Below are 19,594 nucleotides of genomic sequence, written 5' to 3'. Positions count from 1 at the left end.
CGAAACGAAACGGAGCAGCACCATGGACTGGACACTCGAGGTCGTCCTCCTCCCGGTCACCGACATCGACCGCGCCATCGCGTTCTACCGCGACCAGGTCGGGTTCGTGCTCGACCACGACACCCGCAACGAGCAGATGCACATCGCACAGCTGACGCCGCGCGGCTCGGGCTGCTCGATCGTGGTCGGCAACCTGCCGTCGCAGACCGAGATGGCGCCCGGCTCGATGCGCGGGCTCCAGCTCGTCGTCGCCGACGCGGCCGCCGCCCGCGACGAGCTCGTGTCCCGCGGCATCGAGGCGAGCGAGATCACCGTCTTCGACGAACGCGACGGCGGCACCTTCTTCGGCTTCGCCGACCCCGACGGCAACACCTGGGCCGTGCAGCAGATCAAGGCCAGGGCTGCGCAGCCGCTCATCCCCGTCGAGGCTCGGCAGCGCTTCGGGGCCGAACAGGAGGCGTGAACCGGCGGATGCCGCGGCCGGCCCCCGATCGAGGGCGCCGGCCGCGGCATCCGTCTGTCTCCAGTCGGCAGTTGCGCCCGCATTGACGGGCCGCCATCATGAGCCGGGGGGAGAATGCATGGGGAGACAGGCGAAGGCGTTCTGGATCGAGGCCGGGCAGCGAACAGCGGTGACGCTGCACCTCGAGTCCGATGCGCTCGAGGTGCGCGGCGGTCGCAGGGCGAAGGTGTCACGGTCGCAGTGTCGCCGCATCGATGCGGTCGATGGCGTGATGGTGTTCGAGGCCGGCGGCGACTCGTTCCGGTTCGAGCTCGGTGCAGCGGCATCCGCGTGGGCGAAAGCGCTCGCGACGCCCGCGCCGACGCTCGCCGAGAAGCTCGGCGTGGCACACGGCGAGACCGTCGCGGTGCGCGGTGAGCTGCCCGTGTCGGAGCTCATGGAGGCGCTGGCCGAGTCCGCCCGGGTCGTGCCCTGGGAGGCATCGGTCGTGGTGGCCGTCGTCCGCACCGAGGCGGAGCTCGACTCGCTGCCCGACTGGCTGCGCGAATGCGGGGTCGTCGCGCCGGTCTGGATCGTGCATGGCAAGGGCAGGGCGAGCACGGCTCCCGGCGACAACGCCGTTCGTGCCGTGATGCGCGCGGCCGGCTTCCGCGATACGAAGGTGAGCGCGATCGGCGGCACGTGGTCGGCGACGCGATATTCGCCGCTGAAGGGCGCCTGAGCAGCCCCGCTGCTGTTGCCGGCCGGACGGTTGGGCGAGCGGATGCGGCATCCGCTCGTCCGTGCGACGATCGAACGATGACCGACGCCCCCGAGATCCTGAGGTACGCCGCCTTCGCCGACGACGCGAGCGGCGGCAATCCCGCGGGCGTCGTGCTCGACGCCGCCGGGCTCGATGACGAGACCATGCAGCGCATCGCCGCCGAGGCCGACGACGCCGAGACCGCGTTCATCACCGGCATGGCCGACGATGGAGCGCGACGGGTGCGGTACTTCTCGCCGATCGCCGAAGTGCCGTTCTCCGGCCATGCGACCGTGGCGACGGCTATCGCCATCGCCGAGCGCGAGGGTCCGGGCACCCTCCGGTTCGAGACCCCGGTCGGTGAGATCGTCATCGAGACGACCGCGGCGCCAGACCGGCCGAACGAGCTCCGGGCCGCATTCACGAGCGTCGAGCCCGCGGTCGAGCCGATCCCCGAGTTCGTGCTCGAGGGCCTGCTCGTGCTGCTCGGCCTCGACCGAACCGAGCTCGACGAGCGGTTCCCGCCGCGGCTCGCGTTCGCCGGCAACTGGCATCCGGTGCTCGTGGTGGCCGCACTCGAGGCGTTCGACGGCTTCAGCGCCGACCCCGGCGCGGTTCGTGCGTTCATGGACACGCAGGACTGGAAGGCGACGATCACCGTGCTGCATCCGCTCGGCGACGGCGACGGCGACGGAGGCAGCGGGAGCGACACCGCACAGCCCGCGCGCTTCGAGGCGCGCAACCTCCTCCCGGTGGGCCGCATCACCGAGGACCCCGCAACCGGTGCCGCCGCAGCCGCCGTGGGCGGCTACCTCCGAGCACTCGGCCTCGTGAACCCGCCCGCCCGCGTCGTGATCGAGCAGGGCCGCCACGTCGGGCGGCCGGGTGAGCTCACGACCGATATCCCCGAGCATGGCGGCATCGTCGTGAGCGGTCGCGCGGTGCCGATCACCTGAGCCGCGGGCGCCCGCCGCAGCGCCTGGGCGCCCGGAGGCGCGGCTAGGCTCGGTTCGGCGGTCTGCGCGGCCGCCGACGACATCCGAACCCCAGGAGCACCATGCAGACCCGCACACTCGGCCGTACCGGCCGCACCGTCTCCGTGATCGGCCTCGGCACCTGGCAGCTCGGCGCCGACTGGGGCGAGGTCGACGAATCCGACGCGCTCGCGGTGCTCGACGCCGCGCATGAAGCCGGCGTCACGTTCTTCGACACCGCCGACGTCTACGGCGACGGCCGCAGCGAGACGCTCATCGGCACCTGGCTGCGGGCGAACGCCGGTTCAGGTGTCACGGTCGCCACGAAGATGGGGCGACGGATGCCGCAGGAGCACGAGAACTACTCGCTCGAGCACTTCCGGGCCTGGACCGACCGATCCCGCGCCAACCTCGGCGTCGACACGCTCGACCTCGTGCAACTGCACTGCCCGCCAACCTCGGTGTACTCCGACGACCACGTCTACGACGCACTCGACACCCTCGTCGACGAGGGCGCGATCGCGGCCTACGGCGTCAGCGTCGAGCGGGTCGAGGAGGCCCTCGCGGCGATTGCACGGCCGCACGTGGCATCCGTGCAGATCATCCTCAACGCGTTCCGGTTGAAGCCCCTCGACGAGGTGCTGCCCGCCGCGGCCGCCGCGGGAGTCGGCATCATCGCCAGGGTGCCGCTCGCAAGCGGGCTGCTCTCGGGGCGGTATACGAACGACACCGTGTTCGCGGCGAACGACCACCGCAACTTCAACCGGCACGGCGAGTCCTTCGACGTCGGCGAGACGTTCTCGGGCGTCGACTACGAGACGGGCGTGCGTGCGGCAGCGGAGTTCACCGAGCTCGCGCGCGACGCGGCGCCCGGCGCCACGGCCGCGCAGGTCGCCCTCGCCTGGGTCGCGGCGCAGCCGGGCGTCAGCTCGGTGATCCCCGGCGCGCGCAGCGCCGAACAGGCGCGCGCGAACGCCGCGGCCGGTGCCCTCGAGCTGCCCGACGGCTTCGGCGCGGCCGTGCGCGAGCTCTACGATCGCGACATCCGGGCGTCCGTGCACGAGCGCTGGTAGCCCTGCTCGGGCCGCTCGCGACCCGCGATCGGGCACCGCGCCTGAAAATTGACGCGCGAAGGGGGGCCGTGGGTCGATACGCTGCACGTGTGTGATGTTGCCGGGGGGACGACATCGGGTGCACGGTCGGGATTCGGGTTCGCGACGGGGTACTCGGTACACACAGGGGTTGGCACGTTTCCTCCTCCGGGCCGCTGCACAGCGGCCCGGTAGATCCGCCACGTTCGTATCGACGGAAGGAAGCCGATGACCACTCGACGGGACACGACGCTGGACAACGGAGGATCGGCGATCCTCCGACCTCATGGCCCGGCAGCACGCCGCCAGGCGACGCGGATGCTCGGACTCGCCGCGGTCGCACTGATCGTGGTCGCGCTCGGCGTGAACCAGGCTCAGAGCGCACAGGCGGCAGCGCACCTCACCCAGGCGAAGGAACTCGCGGTCGCGGAGGTCGGCAACCGCGTCGGCGTCGGCGCCGCAGGTCTCGACATCGCCGCCCTCCGGAGTGGTGCAGCGTCGAGTCTCGCCGCATCGGCGGTGGCTGAGGCGCAGTCGGTGATCGATGAGGCCGGCGCGGCGCTCGGTGCCGACGGTGTCTCGAACCTGACGGCGCTCCGCGGCGACGTGCTCACGATGATCCGTTTCGGCGACGATGCCGCAGCACTCGTCGCGGGCGCCGACGCGCTCCGGGCCGAACAGCTGGCGACGTCGACGGCGCTCGCGGCGCATCGCGCAGCCGAGGCCGCTCGGCTCGCTGCCGAAGCGGAGGCTGCACGCATCGCCGCCGCGGAAGCTGCGGCCGCCGCAGCTGAGGCGAGTGACGTCGCGGCCGACGAAGCCGAATGGAGCTCCGACGCCGACGCCGGCACCGCCGCCGCAGCCCCCGCCGACTCGGGCGCAGCGGCCGGGACCGTGAATCCCTACACCGCCGAGTTCTACCCGGGGCTCCCGCCGGCTCCTCGCGACGAGGACTGCGGCCCCTGCCTCGGCAAGCCCATGTATCCCGTGCTCTACAACGGGAAGTACACCTGGGGCTGCAGCGCGTAGTCGGTCGAACGCACGACGGGCGCCCGGCCATGCCGGGCGCCCGTCGCCGTCTACCGGGTGAACCGCCAGCCGGTGATGGACTCGGGGTCCTCGCCGTGCTCGTACGCGTACTCGCGAGCGGCCGCGCGCGCCGCATGCCACTCGTCGGCGATCTCGGCGACGCCCGTGCGCCCGGCGAGGCCGGGGACGCGGTGCAGCACGTCGAGCGCGAGGCGATACCGGTCGAGGTCGTTCAGGTGCAGCATGTCGAACGGGGTCGTGGTCGTGCCGCGCTCGATAAAGCCGCGGACGTGCAGGTTCGCGTGGTTCGTACGGCGGTACGCGAGCTGGTGCACGAGGGAGGCGTACCCGTGGAAGGCGAAGATCACGGGCGACTCCCGCGTGAAGATCGCATCGAACGCCGTGCCGGGCAGGCCGTGCGGGTGATGCGACGGATCCTGCAGGCGCATGAGGTCGACGACGTTGACGAGCCGCACCCGCAGTTCGGGCAGGCGGCCGCGCAGCAGCTGCGCGGCCGCGACCGCTTCGACCGTGGGCACGTCGCCCGCACACGCGATGACCACGTCGGGCACGGATGCCGCGGCATCCGTCGCCTCGAAGCCGGGCTCGTTGCCCGCCCACTCCCACACGCCGAGCCCCGCCTCGACATGCGCCTCGGCCTCCTCGTGCGAGAGCCACTGCTGCTGGGGCTGCTTGCCGGCGACGACGACGTTGACGCGGTTCTGGGTGTCGAAGGCATGGCGCATCGTGACGAGGAGCGTGTTCGCGTCGGGCGGCAGGTAGACCCGCACGACCTCGGCCTGCTTGTTGACGACGACGTTCAGGAAGCCCGGGTCCTGGTGCGAGAAGCCGTTGTGGTCCTGCCGCCAGACGTGCGACGAGAGCAGGTAGGTGAGGCTCGCGACGTCGCCGCGCCACGGCACCTGGTTCGCGGACTCGAGCCACTTGGCGTGCTGGTTGAACATCGAGTCCACGATGTGGATGAACGCCTCGTAGCTCGTGATGAGGCCGTGCCGGCCGGTGAGCAGGTATCCCTCGAGCATTCCCTGCATGAGGTGCTCGCTGAGCGGCCTCGATGACGCGGCCGTGACGGGCGAGGTGCTCGTCGAGCGGATGCAGCGCCTCGGCCCACGCCCGGTCGGTGACCTCGAACACCGCGCCGAGCCGGTTCGACTCGACCTCGTCGGGTCCGAAGAGGCGGAAGTCGTCGGGATTCTCGCGAATCACCTCGGCGAGCCAGGTGCCGAGCACCCGGGTGGCCTCGCCGCTCGTGCCGCGCGCCGTGGGCGCGACCTCGAGCGAGAACGACTCGGTCGGCGGCAGCGCGAGGGCGCGCACGATGCCGCCGTTCGCATGCGGGCTGGCGCTCATGCGCAGCTCGCCGCGAGGGCGCAGCGCATCGAGCTCGGCGACGGTGCGCCCGTCGTCGTCGAAGAGCTCCTCGGGCCGGTACGAACGCAGCCACGTCTCGAGCAGCGCGAGGTGCTCGGCGTTCTCGCGCACGCCGGCGAGCGGCACCTGGTGCGCGTGGAACGTCCCCTCGACCTGCACGCCGTCGACGACGCGCGGGCCCGTCCACCCCTTCGGGGTGCGCAGCACGATGGCGGGCCACCGCGGTGCCGCGGCTGCGAAGGCGCCGGCTGCGGCATCCGACCGGATGTCGGCGAGGCGATCGAACGCCACGTCGATCGCGTCGGCCATGCGCGCGTGCACCGCCGTCGGCTCCTCGCTGTCGAAGCCGCCGGTGACGAGCAGCGGCTCGTAGCCATTGCCGCGGAAGAACTCGACGAGTTCAGCCTCGGGGATGCGGGCGAGGAGGGTGGGGTTCGCGATCTTGTAGCCGTTGAGGTGCAGGATCGGCAGCACGGCCCCGTCGTGGACCGGGTTCAGGAACGAATGCCCGCGCCAGCTCCCCGCGAGTGGACCGGTCTCGGCCTCGCCGTCGCCGATGACGCACGCGACGACGAGCCCGGGGTTGTCGAGCGCCGCGCCGAAGGCGTGCATGAGCGAGTAGCCGAGCTCGCCGCCCTCGTTGATCGATCCCGGCGTCTCGGGGGCCGCATGCGACGGGATGCCGCCCGGGAACGAGAACTGCCGCACGAGGCGCTCGAGGCCCGCCGCGTCGGCGGTGACCGCGGGGAACAGCTCGGAGTACGTGCCGTCGAGCCACGTGTTCGCGACCATCGCGGGGCCGCCATGCCCGGGGCCGCACACGTAGACGATCGGCGTGCCGCGCTCGACGATGGCCCGGTTGAGGTGCGCGTAGACGAGGTTCAGCCCGGGGGACGTGCCCCAGTGGCCGAGTAGCCGCGGCTTGACGTCGTCGATCTCGAGAGGTCGCGTCAGCAGCGCGTTGCGCAGGAGGTAGATCTGCGCGACGCTCAGGAAGTTCGCCGCGCGCCACCACGCGTCGACCGTTTCGAGGGGCACGGATGCCGCCGCCGCGTCCTGCTCCGAATTCGCGCCCTGCTCCGAACCCTGCTCGACTGCTCCGGCCATCGTCTCCCCAACCGTTCGACTCGGCGTGCACTCTCGAGCCTAGGTCGGGCGGACGCCGCGGGCCAGCGGGCCGGCAGGAAGGTCATCCTGATGCCCGCCGAGGTCGTCGCGCGCGACACGGTGTTCCTCACGACGATCGGATCAGTACCCGTCATGCTCGCAGTGGCGCTGCTGCTCGCGTGGGTCCGCGCGGCAGGATGGTCCCGAGCGAAGGAGACCGCATGCCGTTCCGCACCGACGACGGACGCCCCCTCGACGAGCTCCTGCTCGCCCAGCGGCCCGCCGACGGCTACCGCTTCCACGTGCGCGCCCCGTTCGCGTACGAGGACCCCGTGACGGGCCGGCGCTACCGCATCAGCGCGCGCCCGCCCGGCGCGCCCGACCCGGCACCCGACGAGCGCGAGCCGCGCATCCACGGCATCACCGATCTCGCGTCGGTGCCGATGTGGCTGTGGAGCTTCATCGCGAGCTACGGGCGACAGTCGGCACCTGCCGTGCTCCACGATGAACGATCGGTCGATGCCGCGAGACTCGGCGATCCGCGGGCGGCGCGCGCACAGCGGCTCGAGGACGACCGCGTCTTCCGAACGGCGCTCCGCGAGCAGCGGGTCCCGGTGCTCCGGTCGTGGCTCATGTGGGCGTGGGTCTCCGCCGACCGGGAGCGCGAGTTCGGCGGCCCGGCCGGGGCACTGCTGGTCGTGCAGGCGGTACTCGGTGCGATCCTCGTGCTCGCGGCATCCGTCGCGGCGTTCTGGCAGCCCTGGTGGCTGCTCTCGCTGCCCGTCGTGACGCTGGCCGCACTGCCGTGGCGGTCGCTCGCGCCGCTCGTGCTCATGCTGACGGGATCGCTCGCGGTACTTGCGCCGTTGCTGCTCGTGCACCTCGCGGCGCTCGTGCCGTTCCGGCTCGTGGAGGCGGTCGTCGAGGTGTTCGCCGGGGGCGACCCTCGCGACGTCGTGCGACCGACCCTCGCGCCGCGGTCGACCGCGCGCACGTCCGACGACGACTGAACGTCAGCGCGACGTCAACTCGGACGCCGGTGGCGCCTGCGGCGGTCGCCACCCGTGGAATCGCTTCGCCCACCATGTCGCCCAGGGGCCCTCGGGGGCCAGCTGCGAGCGGCGGGTGGTGAGTTCGTCGCGGTACTCGGCGCTCGTCATGGCCACGCCGAGGCGCATCGGTGCCGGTGCGGGCACCACCGTCGGCGCGTCGTCGAGCGTCGACCGTGCCGGCACGACGACCGGTGCGGGGGAGAAGCGCGGCTCCGCGACGACGAAGGCCGCGACGATCACGAGGCCGACGGCTGCGATCACGAGCCACGTCGTCGACGGGGTCGGATCGTTCCAGGCGAGGATCGCGAACCAGACGACGACGGCCGCAGCGATCACGTAGAGCGCGCGCGGAATGGCGGTGAGCACGAGCCACGTGCGTACGTCGAGCGGGCAGCGGTCCCACACGATCGATCGCTCGGTCTGCTTCTGCATGAGCTGGTTCAGCCAGAACAGGAGCGCGAGGAGCAGCGCCGAGGCGACGACCCACCCGAGGGTCGAGAGCGCCCCGCTGCTCTCGTCGAGGAGGAACGAGACCGAATCGACGGCGACGGATGCCTCGGCGCCGGTGAAGAACGCGATGACCGCGCCGATCACGCTCGCGACCGCGGTCACGAGCCATGCGAAGAACGCCGATGCGGCGGGCAGCCCGGGGAGGATCGCGGCGATCACGACCGCGGCGATCATGCTGAGTCCGAGCGACTTCTTGTCGATGACGACGAGGCGGTTGCGGATGTACTCGACCGGGGCGGGCGGCGTCGGGAAGTCGGGTCCGAGCAGGTGCCGCGCCGTGGGCTCGACGACCTGCACGGTGTTCGCGAAGTACATGCCGTGGTCGAGGAACGGCTGGCTCGTGTTGTGCACGGCGTGCTCTTCGGGGCCGAGGGCGACCGTCTCGGACGACGGGAAGTAGGCGGCGCGCCAGCGCTTGCGGGCGGCGCTCGCGGTGTCGGCGATGGGCCCCGCCGAGAACGGGTCCCAGATCGCCCAGTGGTTGTCCCAGGCGACCCGGTCGGCGGGCCGCCGCGTTGCGGTTCTTCTCGATCCACGTCTCGACGGGGGTATACGAGTCCTTCCGGCCGCGCCAGCTCTCGCGGCCGAGGAGCACGACGGCCGCGCCGACGGTCGTGAGGCGGCGCACGTGGAACTCGCTGGGCTCGAGCTCCTCGAAGAGGGTGAACGTCGAGACCGCCGCGCCCTGCGAGTGGGCGAAGAGGTGCACGTCGCCGTCGCCGACGAGCTCTTTGGCCCGTGCGAGCGCATCGCGCACGACGAGGCGCATCGCCGAGGCGCGCACCGGACGTTCCTTCCACGACGCGACGTCGCCGATCGACTCCACGAGCCCGTCGAGCACGCCCTGCGCGATGTCCTTGAACCACGGGATCAGGAGCAACGGACTGAGCAGCGGGAGGATCGGCGTGAGGATGATCCCCACGAGCACGAGGAACACCCACGTCACGATGAACGCGGCGGTGCTGATCGCGACCCGCACGAGGTCGACGATGAAGATGACCCAGCGGGGGAGGAGCCGGAGCTCGCGCGGCAGGCCGAGGTGATGCACGAGCGTGAGCCAGGGCAGCAGCACCATGGTGTTGCGGAACAGGTCGAGCGTGCGGGTGATGGCTCGCCAGAGGAACGGCACCGCCCAGCGGAAGACCTGTGCCCTCGTCATCGGCACGAACGACTCCGACCAGCGTGCCTCGAGGATCGCGATCTTGCGCTCGACGGTCTCGACCGGGGCATCCGGGGCACCCGCATCGCGACGCTTCGGGAACCGCACCGTGGCCGTCACCATCGGCACGGCGCCGGAGAGGTCGGAGTCGTGGATCGTCACGCCGTGGTGCTCATCGGCACCGATCACCCGGTCGCGGGCGAGCCAGTCGATGCGCTCGAGGATGGGCTCGGCCCACTCGAGGAGGATCTGGCTCCGGTACGCGTTGCCCATGCCGTGCACCACCACGAGTGCGACGTCGAAGGTGCCGGACTCGGGTTCGGTCGCCGATTCGGTGCCCGCCTTCTGGGCGATCAGCATGGGGTCCTCCTGCGTCGGTGGCGCGCCAGAATGCGTCGGCCTGTGCGAACGTTAGTCCGCGGTGGGCGAGCGCATCAAGCGCTCGCCCCAGAACGAGGGGCACGGCGGCGAAGAGCGCCGTACGCGCGCATGAGCCGCGGCACGACCAGGTAGACCGCGACGGGCACGACCACGAGCGTGAGCACGAACGCGCGGAGCACCGGATGCCACGACTCGGAGAACGGCGCGATGACGAGCATGCCGATGGCCACGAGCGGGAAGATCGCGAGCCAGGTGATGACGGCGCGCACGTGCACGGAGGGCGGGCCGGCCGGAGCGACCTGAGCGGTGGGCGCCGCGGGAGCGGCCTGGGCAAGGCCATCGCGGACGTCGGCAGGGGTGGCGTTGGGGTTCATGTGTCTCCTTCGTAATTCCAACTGATTGGTTGCTATTGAACCACGCCGCGGACAATTCCACAACTATCCAGTTGGAAAATTGCTAGACTGGCAACATGGCCTGGGACACCGAGCGCACCAAGCGCCTCCTTCTCGACGCGGCAACCGCCGAATTCAGCGAGCACGGCCTCGCCGGCGCCCGTGTCGACCGCATCGCCACGACCGCCGGCGTCAACAAGGAGCGCATCTACCAGTACTTCGGCAAGAAAGACGACCTCTTCGCCGCCGTGCTCGCCGCCCGGCTCCGCGCATCGATGGACGACGTGCCGATGCGCGGCACGGGCCCAGAGGCCGTCGGCGACTACGCCGGCCGCCTCTTCGACCATCACCTCGCCGACGGTGTGATCCCCAGGCTCGTCTTCTGGGAGGGCCTCGAGCGTGCCGATGCCACCGTCGCCGACGCCGCACGGGCGAGCTACCACGACGAGAAGGTCGCGCGCTTCCAAGAGCTCCTCCCCGGCATCGGGCGTGCTGCCGCGGGCGAGCTGCTCCTCACGATCGTCACCCTCGTGAACGCCTGGCCGGTGCTCAGCCAGCTCGACCGGTTCCTCGCGGGCACCTCGAACGCCAGGGCTGATGCCCGGCGGCGAGCGGTCGTCGACGTGGCCACAGCCATCGCGGCGGCCGCGCTCGCGAGCGCCGAGGCCGGGGCATCCGAGAATCAGGTCGTCGCCCACGAGAATCAGGGATAGCCCTGATTCGTCGACCCTCGCGCCGCTCATAGCGTTGAACACGATCGACGGAGTGCGGACCGCAGGGGGAACTGTCACCGCACCCGGCGATCGGGTAGCCGGTCAGCACCTCCCCGAACGGAGTGCCGGCCGGCTTCCCCCGTTCTCCCGGGCTTCCGGGCCCGACGAGTGGAGCAACAAATGGAAGACCGGATGACGCGATCGACGCGGTTCTCGCAGTCGCACGCGGCAGCGGCGGGCGGTGTGCCCCCGAAGCGCCTCGAACGCACCGTGAGCTGGTCGGACTTCCGCGCGGCCGTGCGCTACGACCCGGCGAACCGGTTGCTCGTCGCCGTGCCGGCGATCAGCGCCAAGCGCGCCGAGCACCCGTGGCTCGGTGAGGCCGTGACGCTGCACGCTCGGGTCGGTGAGGCCCACGTCTACCGCCGCGAGTACGAGCGTGGCTCGGTGTACTGGTCCGAGCGCACCGGTGCCCACGAGGCGCACGGCGCGATCGCCGAGCGCTGGCAGTCGGTCGGCGGCGAGGCGTCGTTCCTCGGGCTGCCGACCACCGACGAGCAGCGCATCGCCGGCGCGGTCGACGAGGCCGGCGCCGCGACCGCAGGGTTCGCCCACTTCGAGGGCGGGTCGATCTTCTGGTCGGCGAGGCACGGCGCCGCGATCGTGCACGGCATGGTGCGCGACATCTGGGCGCTGCTCGGCTGGGAGCGGTCGGCACTCGGCATGCCGGTCGGCGACGTGCGATACGACGCCGAGACGGGCGTGCTGAGCGGATGCTTCGAGCACGGCACCATCGCCTGGTCGCCAGCCGGCGGGCACGAGATCGCGATCACCGCGCCGGCGGCATCCGTCGACCTCGACACGTCGCCCGGGCACGGAGTGCTCGGGCGCCTGCACACGGACTTCGCCCCGCGCGGCTGAACCGGGCCCTCGGCGGCGCCGAGCGCTGCGCCCGCCGTCGCGTGGCCAGCCGTGACAGACTCTGACGGATGACCCAGCCGCTCCTCGACCGCGCCCCGCGCCCGTACGACGCCGACGCGATGTACGACGCGTTCGTCGACTGGGCCGACGACCGCGCGCTCACGCTCTACCCCGCGCAAGACGAAGCGGTCATCGAGATCGTCTCGGGCGCGAACGTGATCCTCTCGACGCCGACGGGCACGGGCAAGTCGCTCGTCGCGGTCGCCGCGCACGCGGCATCCATCGCCCGCGGCGGCCGCTCCTACTACACGGCGCCCATCAAGGCGCTCGTGAGCGAGAAGTTCTTCCAGCTCGTCGACATCTTCGGAGCCGTGAACGTCGGCATGGTCACCGGTGACAGCTCGGTGAATCCCGATGCTCCGATCATCTGCTGCACCGCTGAGATCCTCGCGAACCTCGCCCTCAGGCACGGACCTGACGCCGAGGTCGACCAGGTGGTGATGGACGAGTTCCACTATTACGGCGATCCCGATCGCGGGTGGGCGTGGCAGGTGCCGCTGCTCACGCTGCATCGCGCGCAGTTCATCCTGATGTCGGCGACGCTCGGCGACGTGACCGCGATCGCCGACGACCTCGCGCGGCGAACCGGCCGCGACACCGCCCGCGTCACGGGGGTCGACCGGCCCGTGCCGCTGCACTTCTCCTACGCGAAGACCCCCGTGCAGGAGACCGTCGAGGAGCTGCTCGAGACCCGCCAGGCGCCCGTCTACATCGTGCACTTCTCCCAGGCGGCCGCCATGGAGCGGGCGCAGGCCCTCTCGTCGATCCGCGTCATCACGCGCGAGCAGCGCGACGAGATCGCCGAGGCGATCGGCGGATTCCGCTTCAACACGGCCTTCGGCAAGACGCTCTCACGGCTCGTGCGCTCGGGAATCGGCGTGCACCACGCCGGCATGCTGCCGCGCTACCGTCGCCTCGTCGAGACGCTCGCCCAGCGCGGGCTCCTCCGCGTCATCTGCGGCACCGACACGCTCGGCGTCGGCATCAACGTGCCCATCCGCACCGTGCTGCTCACCGCGCTCGCCAAGTTCGACGGGCAGCGCATGCGGCAGATCTCGGCGCGCGAGTTCCACCAGGTCGCCGGTCGCGCCGGCCGGGCCGGCTACGACACGGCCGGCACCGTCGTGGTGCTCGCACCCGACCACGAGATCGAGAACGAGGTCTCGATCCGCAAGGCGGGCGACGACCCCAAGAAGCTCAAGAAGGTCGTGCGCAAGAAGGCGCCCGCGGGCTTCGTGATGTGGGGCGAAGGCTCCTTCGAGCGCCTCGTCGCCGCCGAGCCCGAGCCGCTCACGCCGCAGCTGAAGCTCACCGCCGCGATGCTGATCAACGTCATCGGTCGCGGCGGAGACGTGATCGGCGACATCCGATCGCTCGTCTTCGACAACCACGAACCAAGGCCGCGCCAGTTCGAGCTCGCCCGGCGTGCACTCGAGATCTTCCGCACCCTCCGCGACGCCGGCGTCGTCGAGCTGCTGCCCGCCGCCGACGGCACGGGCGTGCCGATCGTGCGCCTCACCGTCGACCTGCAGCCGAACTTCGCACTGAACCAGCCGCTCTCGCCGTTCGCCCTCGCGGCCATCGAGCTGCTCGACCCAGAGGCCACCGCCGAGTCGGGCGTCGGCACCGGCCACTACGCGCTCGATGTCGTGAGCGTCATCGAGGCGACCCTCGACGACCCGCGCCCGATCCTCTCGCAGCAGCAGTTCAAGGCCCGTGGCGAGGCGATCGGCCGCATGAAGCAAGAGGGAATCGAATACGACGAGCGCATGGAACTGGTCGAGCAGGTGACGTGGCCGAAGCCGCTCGACGAGCTGCTCGGGCAGTCGTTCGAGGTGTTCGCGTCGAGCCAGCCGTGGGTGCGCGATTTCGAGCTCTCGCCGAAGTCGGTCGTGCGCGACATGTTCGAGCGCTCCATGTCGTTCGGGGAATATGTCGGGTTCTACCAGCTCGCCCGGAGCGAGGGACTCGTACTGCGCTACCTCTCCGACGCGTTCCGCGCCATTCGCCAGACGGTGCCCACCGAGGCGAAGAACGAGGAGCTGCTCGACATCATCGAGTGGCTCGGCGAGCTCGTGCGCCAGGTCGACTCGAGCCTCGTGGACGAGTGGAACGAGCTCGTCGACCCCACGAGCCACCTGCCCGAAGACGAGACCGCGGTCGTGCCCCCGGCACCGCCGAGCGTCGTCACGAACCGGCGGGCGTTCATGGTGCTCGTGCGCAACGAGCTCTTCCGCCGCGTGCAGCTCGCGGCACTTCAGCGCGACGACGAGCTGGCCGAGCTCGACCCCGACGTCGACTGGCCCGGCGCGCTCGACCGCTACTACGACGAGCACGACACGATCGGCACGGGCGGCGCCGCGCGATCACCGCGGCTCATCACGATCGACGAGACGGATGCCGCGGCGGGCACCTGGCGCGTCGAGCAGACCCTCGACGACCCGGCGGGCGACCACGACTGGCGCATCCGCGCCGAGGTCGACCTCGACGCCTCGGCCGAGGAGGGCGCCGCGGTCGTGCGCGTCACCGAGGTCGTACAGCTGTAGCTCGGGCTCGAAGACGGCTCAGGCGACGGCGAGCATTCCCGCCGCGGCGAGCGCGAGCACGAGGCCCACGTACTGCACGGGCGCGATGCGCTCCTTCAGCACGAGCGCCGCCAGCAGGATCGTGCCCGCCGGATACATCGCGCCGAGCACCGCGGCCACCGAGAGGTCGCCTGCGCGGATGCCGAGGAGCAGCAGCGTGTTCGCCACGACGTCGACGACGCCGCACGCGATCGCGAGGCGCACGCCGGCGGCGGTGTCGGAGATTCGGCGCGGGTCCGGGTCCGGGGCCGGGGGCATCGCGAGCGTGTCGGGAGCGGGAGCGGGATGCGGCATCCGCTCGCCGTGGGCCATCGCGACGGTCGGCTCGCCCGTGCGCTGCCGGGATCTCGCCCGGGCACGCGCGACGGCCGCCAGCGCGAGCACGCCGAGCACGGTGAACATGATCGTGGCGGTCACGCCGCGGTTCAGGATGAGCGGCACGACGCCGCTCTCGTCGGAGGTCTGGTCGATCGTGATGAAGAAGCCGCCGATCGCGACGCCCGAACCGACCGCCATGAGGACGCCGCGCGGGCTCGGCCGCACGGCGCCCTTCTCGGGCACGAAGCCGACGAGTACCACCGCGACGAGCGCGACGCCCAGCGCCCAGTATCCCAGCACGGCGAGGCGTTCGCCCGCGACGAGGAGTCCCCAGAGCATCGGCACCACCGCCGACACCACGGCGGTGAGCGGCGAGAGGATGCTCATCGGCCCGATCGCCAGGCACGCGTAGAGCAGCGAGATCGCGACGGCGCCGATGAGGCCCGAGAGCACGCCCCACCACATGTCGTGAGGGCTCCAGGCGCCGCCGAGCACCGGGTAGGCGGCGAGGAGCACGATCAGGCCCGAGAGGGCGGCGACGGCGGTCGCGAGGATCGAGCTCACGCGTTTCGCGGCGAGCCCGCCGAGGAAGTCGGCAGCTCCGAAGACCAGTGCACCGGTGAGCGAGAAGACGGCGGTGAGCATGGTCGTCCCAGCGTACTGGGGTGGTGATCGTGCTCATCGGCGCAGGTAGATCGCCCGTTGGTGCTCATCTGCGCAGGAACCGTGAAGAACGCGCGAAATCAGCGTGTCAAACGGCAAATCGCTCTTGGCAGTGCTGGAGGTCGCTCTTAGGCTACGGTGCAGCACCCCTTGCGAGCCCGACCCGAACGTTCGTCCAGTGCGTGGCCTCCAAGGTGAATTCAGAGGAGAGTCATGCGACGTCGCACCATCCATCGCCTGTCAGCCGTGGCGGTCGCCGCGGCCGGCACCATCGTGGTCGGACTCATGACCGCTCCACCGGCCTTCGCGGCCGAGCCCACCCACTCGATCGCCGACGTGCAGGGCTCCGGCGCCGCCACGCCGATCCCGTCGGCGCAGGTCGTCACCGTCGAGGGCATCGTCACCGGCGATCACCGCACCGGCGGCTATCGGGGCATCTATCTGCAGACCGCAGGGTCAGGCGGTGCGACGGATGCCACGCCCGGCCGTTCCGACGGCATCTTCATCTTCCTCGCCAACAGCAACCCGGCCGTCGCCATCGGCGACAAGGTGCGCGTCACCGGCCGTGCGAGCGAGTTCAACGGCGTGACGCAGATCAACGGGTCCGCGGCGGGGGCCGTCGAGCTCGTGCAAGCCGGCGTCGGCGTGCCCGCCGTGACTCCACTGCCCGCGACCGTGCTCGGCAGCGCCCGTGAGGCGTTCGAGGGCATGCTCGTGCGGCCCACCGGTACCTACCGCCTCGTCTCCAGCCACAACCTGCAGAACTTCGGCGAGCTGTGGACCAGCGCCGGCTCCGCGATGCCCGTCGAGGCATTCGAGACGCAGGCTCCCGGCACGACGGCCGCGAACTCCATCACGACCGCCAACAACAACGCCCGGCTGATCCTCGACGACGGCTACAGCATCCGCGTCGACAACGCCGGCCACCCCGGCGATCAGCCGTACTTCACGAAAGACGTCGTGGTCCGCAACGGCGACGCGGTGAACTTCCCGGCCGGCGGATCCCTGCTCAGCTTCGACTTCGGCAATTGGCGCCTGCAGCCGCCGGTTCCCGTCACCGACGCGAGCCCGGCCGCACTGAAGCCCACGTTCACGATCGGCAACCCGCGTCCCGCCACGACGGCTCCCGCCGTCGGCGGCGACATCACCGTCGCAGCCTTCAACGTGCTCAACTACTTCACGACGTTCTCCGACGACAACCCGCAGGCCCGCGGCGCCGAGAACGCTGAAGAGTTCGCCATCCAGAAGTCGAAGATCGTCGCCGCCATCAACGGCCTCGACGCCGACATCGTCGCGCTGCAGGAGATCGAGAACTCGGTGAAGCTCGGCGAGGCGCCCGACGAGGCGCTCGCCGACCTGGTGGCGGGCCTGAACTCCGCCGCCGGTTCCAAGGTGTGGGACTACGTGCGCACGCCCGCCGCGCTGCACGACGCCGCCATCACCGACTTCATCACGAACGCGATCATCTTCAAGCCGGCGGTCGTGAAGCGCTCCGGCGAGGCGCAGACCATCATCGACGAGACCGTGTGGGACAACGCTCGCGAGCCGATCGCCCAGACGTTCAAGTTCGGCAAGCAGTTCGTGACCGTGGTCGCGAACCACTTCAAGTCGAAGACGCCGCCCGACCCGAACCAGCAGCCCGGCCAAGACGCGTTCAACCAGGATCGGGTCGCCCAGGCGCAGTCGCTCCTGACCTTCGCGAACGGCCTCTCCGAGGGACGCAAGAACTCGGTCTACCTCGTCGGCGACTTCAACTCCTACGCCAAGGAGGACCCCATCAAGGTGTTCACCGATGCCGGCTGGAGCGACCTCCTCTTCACGAAGGCCCGCGGACAGTACACGTACACGTTCGACGGCGAGCTCGGCTCGCTCGACCACGTGATCGCGTCGCCGGCCGCGACCGACAAGGTGACGAAGGCCGCCGTGTGGCCGATCAACTCGCCCGAGTGGTCGGGTCGCGAGTACTGGGGTCCTGCCGCCGAGGCCGGAACGCCCTTCCGCTCGAGCGACCACGACCCGATCGTCGTGGGCGTCGGCACCGAAGGGGTGCCTGGCACCGTCGACATCGACCTCGTGACCGTGAACGACTTCCACGGTCGCATCGAGCAGTCGGCCCCGTCGGGCGGCATCGCGGCGCTCTCGAGCGCGGTGAAGCAGATCCGCGCCGAGAACCCGAACACGGTGTTCGCGGCGGCGGGCGACATGATCGGCGCGTCGACGTTCACGTCCTTCATCCAGAACGACGTGCCGACGATCGAAGCGCTGAACGCGGCCGGACTCGACGTCAGCGCCGTGGGCAACCACGAGTTCGACCAGGGCTTCGCCGACCTCACCGATCGGGTGATGCCGCTCGCGCTCTGGGAGTACCTCGGTGCGAACGTCTATGAGAAGGGCACGACCACGCCGGCCCTGCCCGAGTACTTCACGCAGACGTTCGACGGCGTGACCATCGGCTTCATCGGTGCGGTCACCGACGAGCTTCCGTCGCTGGTCAGCCCGGCCGGTATCGCCGACCTGACGATCGGCGACCCCACCGAGGCGGCGAACCGCGTGGCGAACCAGCTGAGCGACGGCAAGAAGGCGAACGGTGAGGCCGACATCGTCGTGCTGCTCGTGCACGAGGGTGCGGCGACGACCGACATCGCGTCGGCCACCGATCCGGCTTCGCGCTTCGGCAAGATCGTGCTCGGCGCCAACGACAACGTCGACGCGATCGTCTCGGGTCACACCCACCTCGCCTACAACCACGTGATCGACGGTCGCCCGGTGATCTCGAGCGGCCAGTACGGCGAGCGGTTCTCCCGCATGGACATCCAGTACGACAAGTCCAGCAAGACCTTCACGATGAAGAACGAGATCTTCAACCTGATGGACGGCACGACGCCGCTCTACCCGAACGACCCGGCGGTTCAGCCGATCGTCGACGAGGCGGTCGCCGTCGCCAACGTGCTCGGCAGCCAGGTGCTCGGCACCGCAACGGCGGACTTCGGTCGGGCCGTTGCGTCGAACCCCGTCGGCGCCCCGTCGTTCCCTGAGAACCGCGGCGGAGAGTCGACCCTGGGCAACCTCGTGGCCGACGTGCAACTCTGGTCGCTGAACCAGGATCGGCCGGCGGCCAACCAGGTGGCCATCGCGTTCATGAATCCCGGAGGCCTGCGAGCCGACCTGGCGTCGGGTGAGGTCACCTATCGTGAGGCGGCCGACGTGCAGCCGTTCGCCAACACGCTGGTGACGCTGAACCTCACCGGCGCGCAGGTCAAGCAGGTGCTTGAAGAGCAGTGGCAGCCTGCGGGTGCCTCGCGTCCGTTCCTCAAGCTCGGCGTGAACAAGGAGCTCGAGTACACCTACAACCCGGCCGGCGCCGCGGGCAACCGCATCACGGAGATCCTGCTCAACGGGGTCCCGATCGATCCGGCCGCAACCTACCTTGTGGGTGCGAACTCGTTCCTCGCGTCGGGTGGAGACAACTTCTTCACCCTCGGAGCGGGCACGAACAAGGCCGACAGCGGCAAGATCGACCTCGAGTCGATGGTCGACTACTTCGCCGCGCAGCCGTCGAACACGATCTCGCCCGACACCGCGCAGCGCGCTGTCGGCGTGCAGGTCGTCGGCGACGGCACCTACGCGCCGGGCGAGCTCGTGACGGTCAACCTGTCGTCGCTCGACTTCAGCCGCACCGAGCCGGCCGCCGGCACGGTCGTGGTGTCGCTCGGTGGAGTCCAGCTCGACACCTCCCCGGTCGATCGGGCCTACACGCCGACGGTCGACGAGATCGGCAAGGCGACCGTGGAGTTCACGGTCCCGGCCGGCGCAACGGGGCCGACGAGGTTCGACATCACGGTTCCCTCGACCGGAACGACGAGTTCGTTCGTGCTGAACATCGGCTGAGGCCGAGGCACGCGACGAGGCCGGGCAGGGGACAGCCCGGCCTCGTCGCCGTGCCGGCGCCTCGCCGGATGGATCGTGGCAACCCGTCCTCCACATCCCCGCCATTGGATGACCGCGCCCGATCATCCCGTCGGCCGGGCAAGCGGTCGGATGC

General features: G+C 70.7%; 13 protein-coding genes and 1 pseudogene. 10 read left to right on the top strand and 4 right to left on the bottom strand.

The features are described from left to right. Nucleotides 1-22 precede the first annotated feature (22 nt). From QFZ26_RS04830 to QFZ26_RS04810, 5 genes are all read left to right on the top strand, one after another. The gene (locus QFZ26_RS04830; protein WP_307039771.1) at nt 23-463 is read left to right on the top strand and encodes a VOC family protein; all 441 of its coding nucleotides are present in this window, start codon (nt 23-25) and stop codon (nt 461-463) included. Between the two features lie 118 nt (nt 464-581). Then, on the top strand, nt 582-1,184 hold the full coding sequence (locus QFZ26_RS04825) for a hypothetical protein (RefSeq protein ID WP_307039769.1): 603 nt from the start codon (nt 582-584) through the stop codon (nt 1,182-1,184). A 77-nt stretch (nt 1,185-1,261) separates the two neighbouring features. Further along, complete coding sequence (locus tag QFZ26_RS04820; protein ID WP_307039767.1) at nt 1,262-2,161, top strand: PhzF family phenazine biosynthesis protein; 900 nt, start codon at nt 1,262-1,264, stop codon at nt 2,159-2,161. Between the two features lie 101 nt (nt 2,162-2,262). Beyond that, on the top strand, nt 2,263-3,252 hold the full coding sequence (locus QFZ26_RS04815; protein ID WP_307039765.1) for an aldo/keto reductase: 990 nt from the start codon (nt 2,263-2,265) through the stop codon (nt 3,250-3,252). Nucleotides 3,253-3,498: 246 nt separating this feature from the next. Then, the gene (locus QFZ26_RS04810) at nt 3,499-4,299 is read left to right on the top strand and encodes a hypothetical protein (RefSeq protein WP_307039763.1); all 801 of its coding nucleotides are present in this window, start codon (nt 3,499-3,501) and stop codon (nt 4,297-4,299) included. A gap of 50 nt (nt 4,300-4,349) precedes the next feature. Here the strand turns inward: QFZ26_RS04810 and QFZ26_RS04805 are convergent. Beyond that, nucleotides 4,350-6,798: pseudogene (locus QFZ26_RS04805) on the bottom strand (phosphoketolase family protein). Between the two features lie 221 nt (nt 6,799-7,019). Between QFZ26_RS04805 and QFZ26_RS04800 the strand changes: the two are divergent. Further along, nucleotides 7,020-7,808 carry a DUF1353 domain-containing protein gene (locus QFZ26_RS04800; RefSeq protein ID WP_307039762.1) on the top strand — a complete coding sequence of 263 codons (789 nt, stop codon included), beginning with the start codon at nt 7,020-7,022 and terminating at the stop codon, nt 7,806-7,808. A gap of 3 nt (nt 7,809-7,811) precedes the next feature. Here the strand turns inward: QFZ26_RS04800 and QFZ26_RS04795 are convergent, their stop codons facing one another. Further along, nucleotides 7,812-8,711 carry a hypothetical protein gene (locus QFZ26_RS04795; RefSeq protein ID WP_307039760.1) on the bottom strand — a complete coding sequence of 300 codons (900 nt, stop codon included), beginning with the start codon at nt 8,709-8,711 and terminating at the stop codon, nt 7,812-7,814. Between the two features lie 1,242 nt (nt 8,712-9,953). Further along, nucleotides 9,954-10,274 carry a hypothetical protein gene (locus tag QFZ26_RS04790; RefSeq protein ID WP_307039758.1) on the bottom strand — a complete coding sequence of 107 codons (321 nt, stop codon included), beginning with the start codon at nt 10,272-10,274 and terminating at the stop codon, nt 9,954-9,956. 95 nt (nt 10,275-10,369) lie between these two features. Between QFZ26_RS04790 and QFZ26_RS04785 the strand changes: the two genes are divergently transcribed. The 3 genes from QFZ26_RS04785 to QFZ26_RS04775 all read left to right on the top strand — a co-directional run bounded on the left by QFZ26_RS04785 (nt 10,370) and on the right by QFZ26_RS04775 (nt 14,532). Continuing rightward, nucleotides 10,370-11,005: a TetR/AcrR family transcriptional regulator gene (locus QFZ26_RS04785; protein ID WP_307039756.1), complete on the top strand. Its 636-nt coding sequence runs from the start codon at nt 10,370-10,372 to the stop codon at nt 11,003-11,005. Nucleotides 11,006-11,197: 192 nt separating this feature from the next. After that, entirely contained in the window at nt 11,198-11,926 is a 729-nt protein-coding gene (locus QFZ26_RS04780; RefSeq protein WP_307039755.1) for an LGFP repeat-containing protein, read from the top strand. Between the two features lie 68 nt (nt 11,927-11,994). Further along, nucleotides 11,995-14,532 carry a DEAD/DEAH box helicase gene (locus QFZ26_RS04775; protein ID WP_307039753.1) on the top strand — a complete coding sequence of 846 codons (2,538 nt, stop codon included), beginning with the start codon at nt 11,995-11,997 and terminating at the stop codon, nt 14,530-14,532. Nucleotides 14,533-14,550: 18 nt separating this feature from the next. Here the strand turns inward: QFZ26_RS04775 and QFZ26_RS04770 are convergent, their stop codons facing one another. Further along, nucleotides 14,551-15,534, bottom strand: coding sequence for an EamA family transporter (locus QFZ26_RS04770; protein WP_307039751.1), 984 nt, complete (start codon nt 15,532-15,534; stop codon nt 14,551-14,553). 231 nt (nt 15,535-15,765) lie between these two features. Here QFZ26_RS04770 and QFZ26_RS04765 point away from each other — a divergent pair, with 231 nt between their 5' ends. Beyond that, entirely contained in the window at nt 15,766-19,440 is a 3,675-nt protein-coding gene (locus tag QFZ26_RS04765) for an ExeM/NucH family extracellular endonuclease (RefSeq protein WP_307039749.1), read from the top strand. Nucleotides 19,441-19,594: the final 154 nt, after the last annotated feature.

It is taken from the genome of Agromyces ramosus (assembly GCF_030817175.1).
Taxonomy (GTDB): domain Bacteria; phylum Actinomycetota; class Actinomycetes; order Actinomycetales; family Microbacteriaceae; genus Agromyces; species Agromyces ramosus_A.
The sequence above is the reverse complement of the archived record's forward strand: the minus strand, read 5'-3'. Positions and strand labels throughout refer to the sequence as shown.

Bases quoted from the DNA above. Each gene is read 5' to 3' on its own strand.
- QFZ26_RS04830 (WP_307039771.1), top strand. From the start codon at position 23: ATGGACTGGACACTCGAGGTCGTCCTCCTCCCGGTCACCGACATCGAC.
- QFZ26_RS04825 (WP_307039769.1), top strand. From the start codon at position 582: ATGGGGAGACAGGCGAAGGCGTTCTGGATCGAGGCCGGGCAGCGAACA.
- QFZ26_RS04820 (WP_307039767.1), top strand. From the start codon at position 1,262: ATGACCGACGCCCCCGAGATCCTGAGGTACGCCGCCTTCGCCGACGAC.
- QFZ26_RS04815 (WP_307039765.1), top strand. From the start codon at position 2,263: ATGCAGACCCGCACACTCGGCCGTACCGGCCGCACCGTCTCCGTGATC.
- QFZ26_RS04810 (WP_307039763.1), top strand. From the start codon at position 3,499: ATGACCACTCGACGGGACACGACGCTGGACAACGGAGGATCGGCGATC.
- QFZ26_RS04800 (WP_307039762.1), top strand. From the start codon at position 7,020: ATGCCGTTCCGCACCGACGACGGACGCCCCCTCGACGAGCTCCTGCTC.
- QFZ26_RS04790 (WP_307039758.1), bottom strand. From the start codon at position 10,274: ATGAACCCCAACGCCACCCCTGCCGACGTCCGCGATGGCCTTGCCCAG.
- QFZ26_RS04785 (WP_307039756.1), top strand. From the start codon at position 10,370: ATGGCCTGGGACACCGAGCGCACCAAGCGCCTCCTTCTCGACGCGGCA.
- QFZ26_RS04780 (WP_307039755.1), top strand. From the start codon at position 11,198: ATGACGCGATCGACGCGGTTCTCGCAGTCGCACGCGGCAGCGGCGGGC.
- QFZ26_RS04775 (WP_307039753.1), top strand. From the start codon at position 11,995: ATGACCCAGCCGCTCCTCGACCGCGCCCCGCGCCCGTACGACGCCGAC.
- QFZ26_RS04770 (WP_307039751.1), bottom strand. From the start codon at position 15,534: ATGCTCACCGCCGTCTTCTCGCTCACCGGTGCACTGGTCTTCGGAGCT.
- QFZ26_RS04765 (WP_307039749.1), top strand. From the start codon at position 15,766: ATGCGACGTCGCACCATCCATCGCCTGTCAGCCGTGGCGGTCGCCGCG.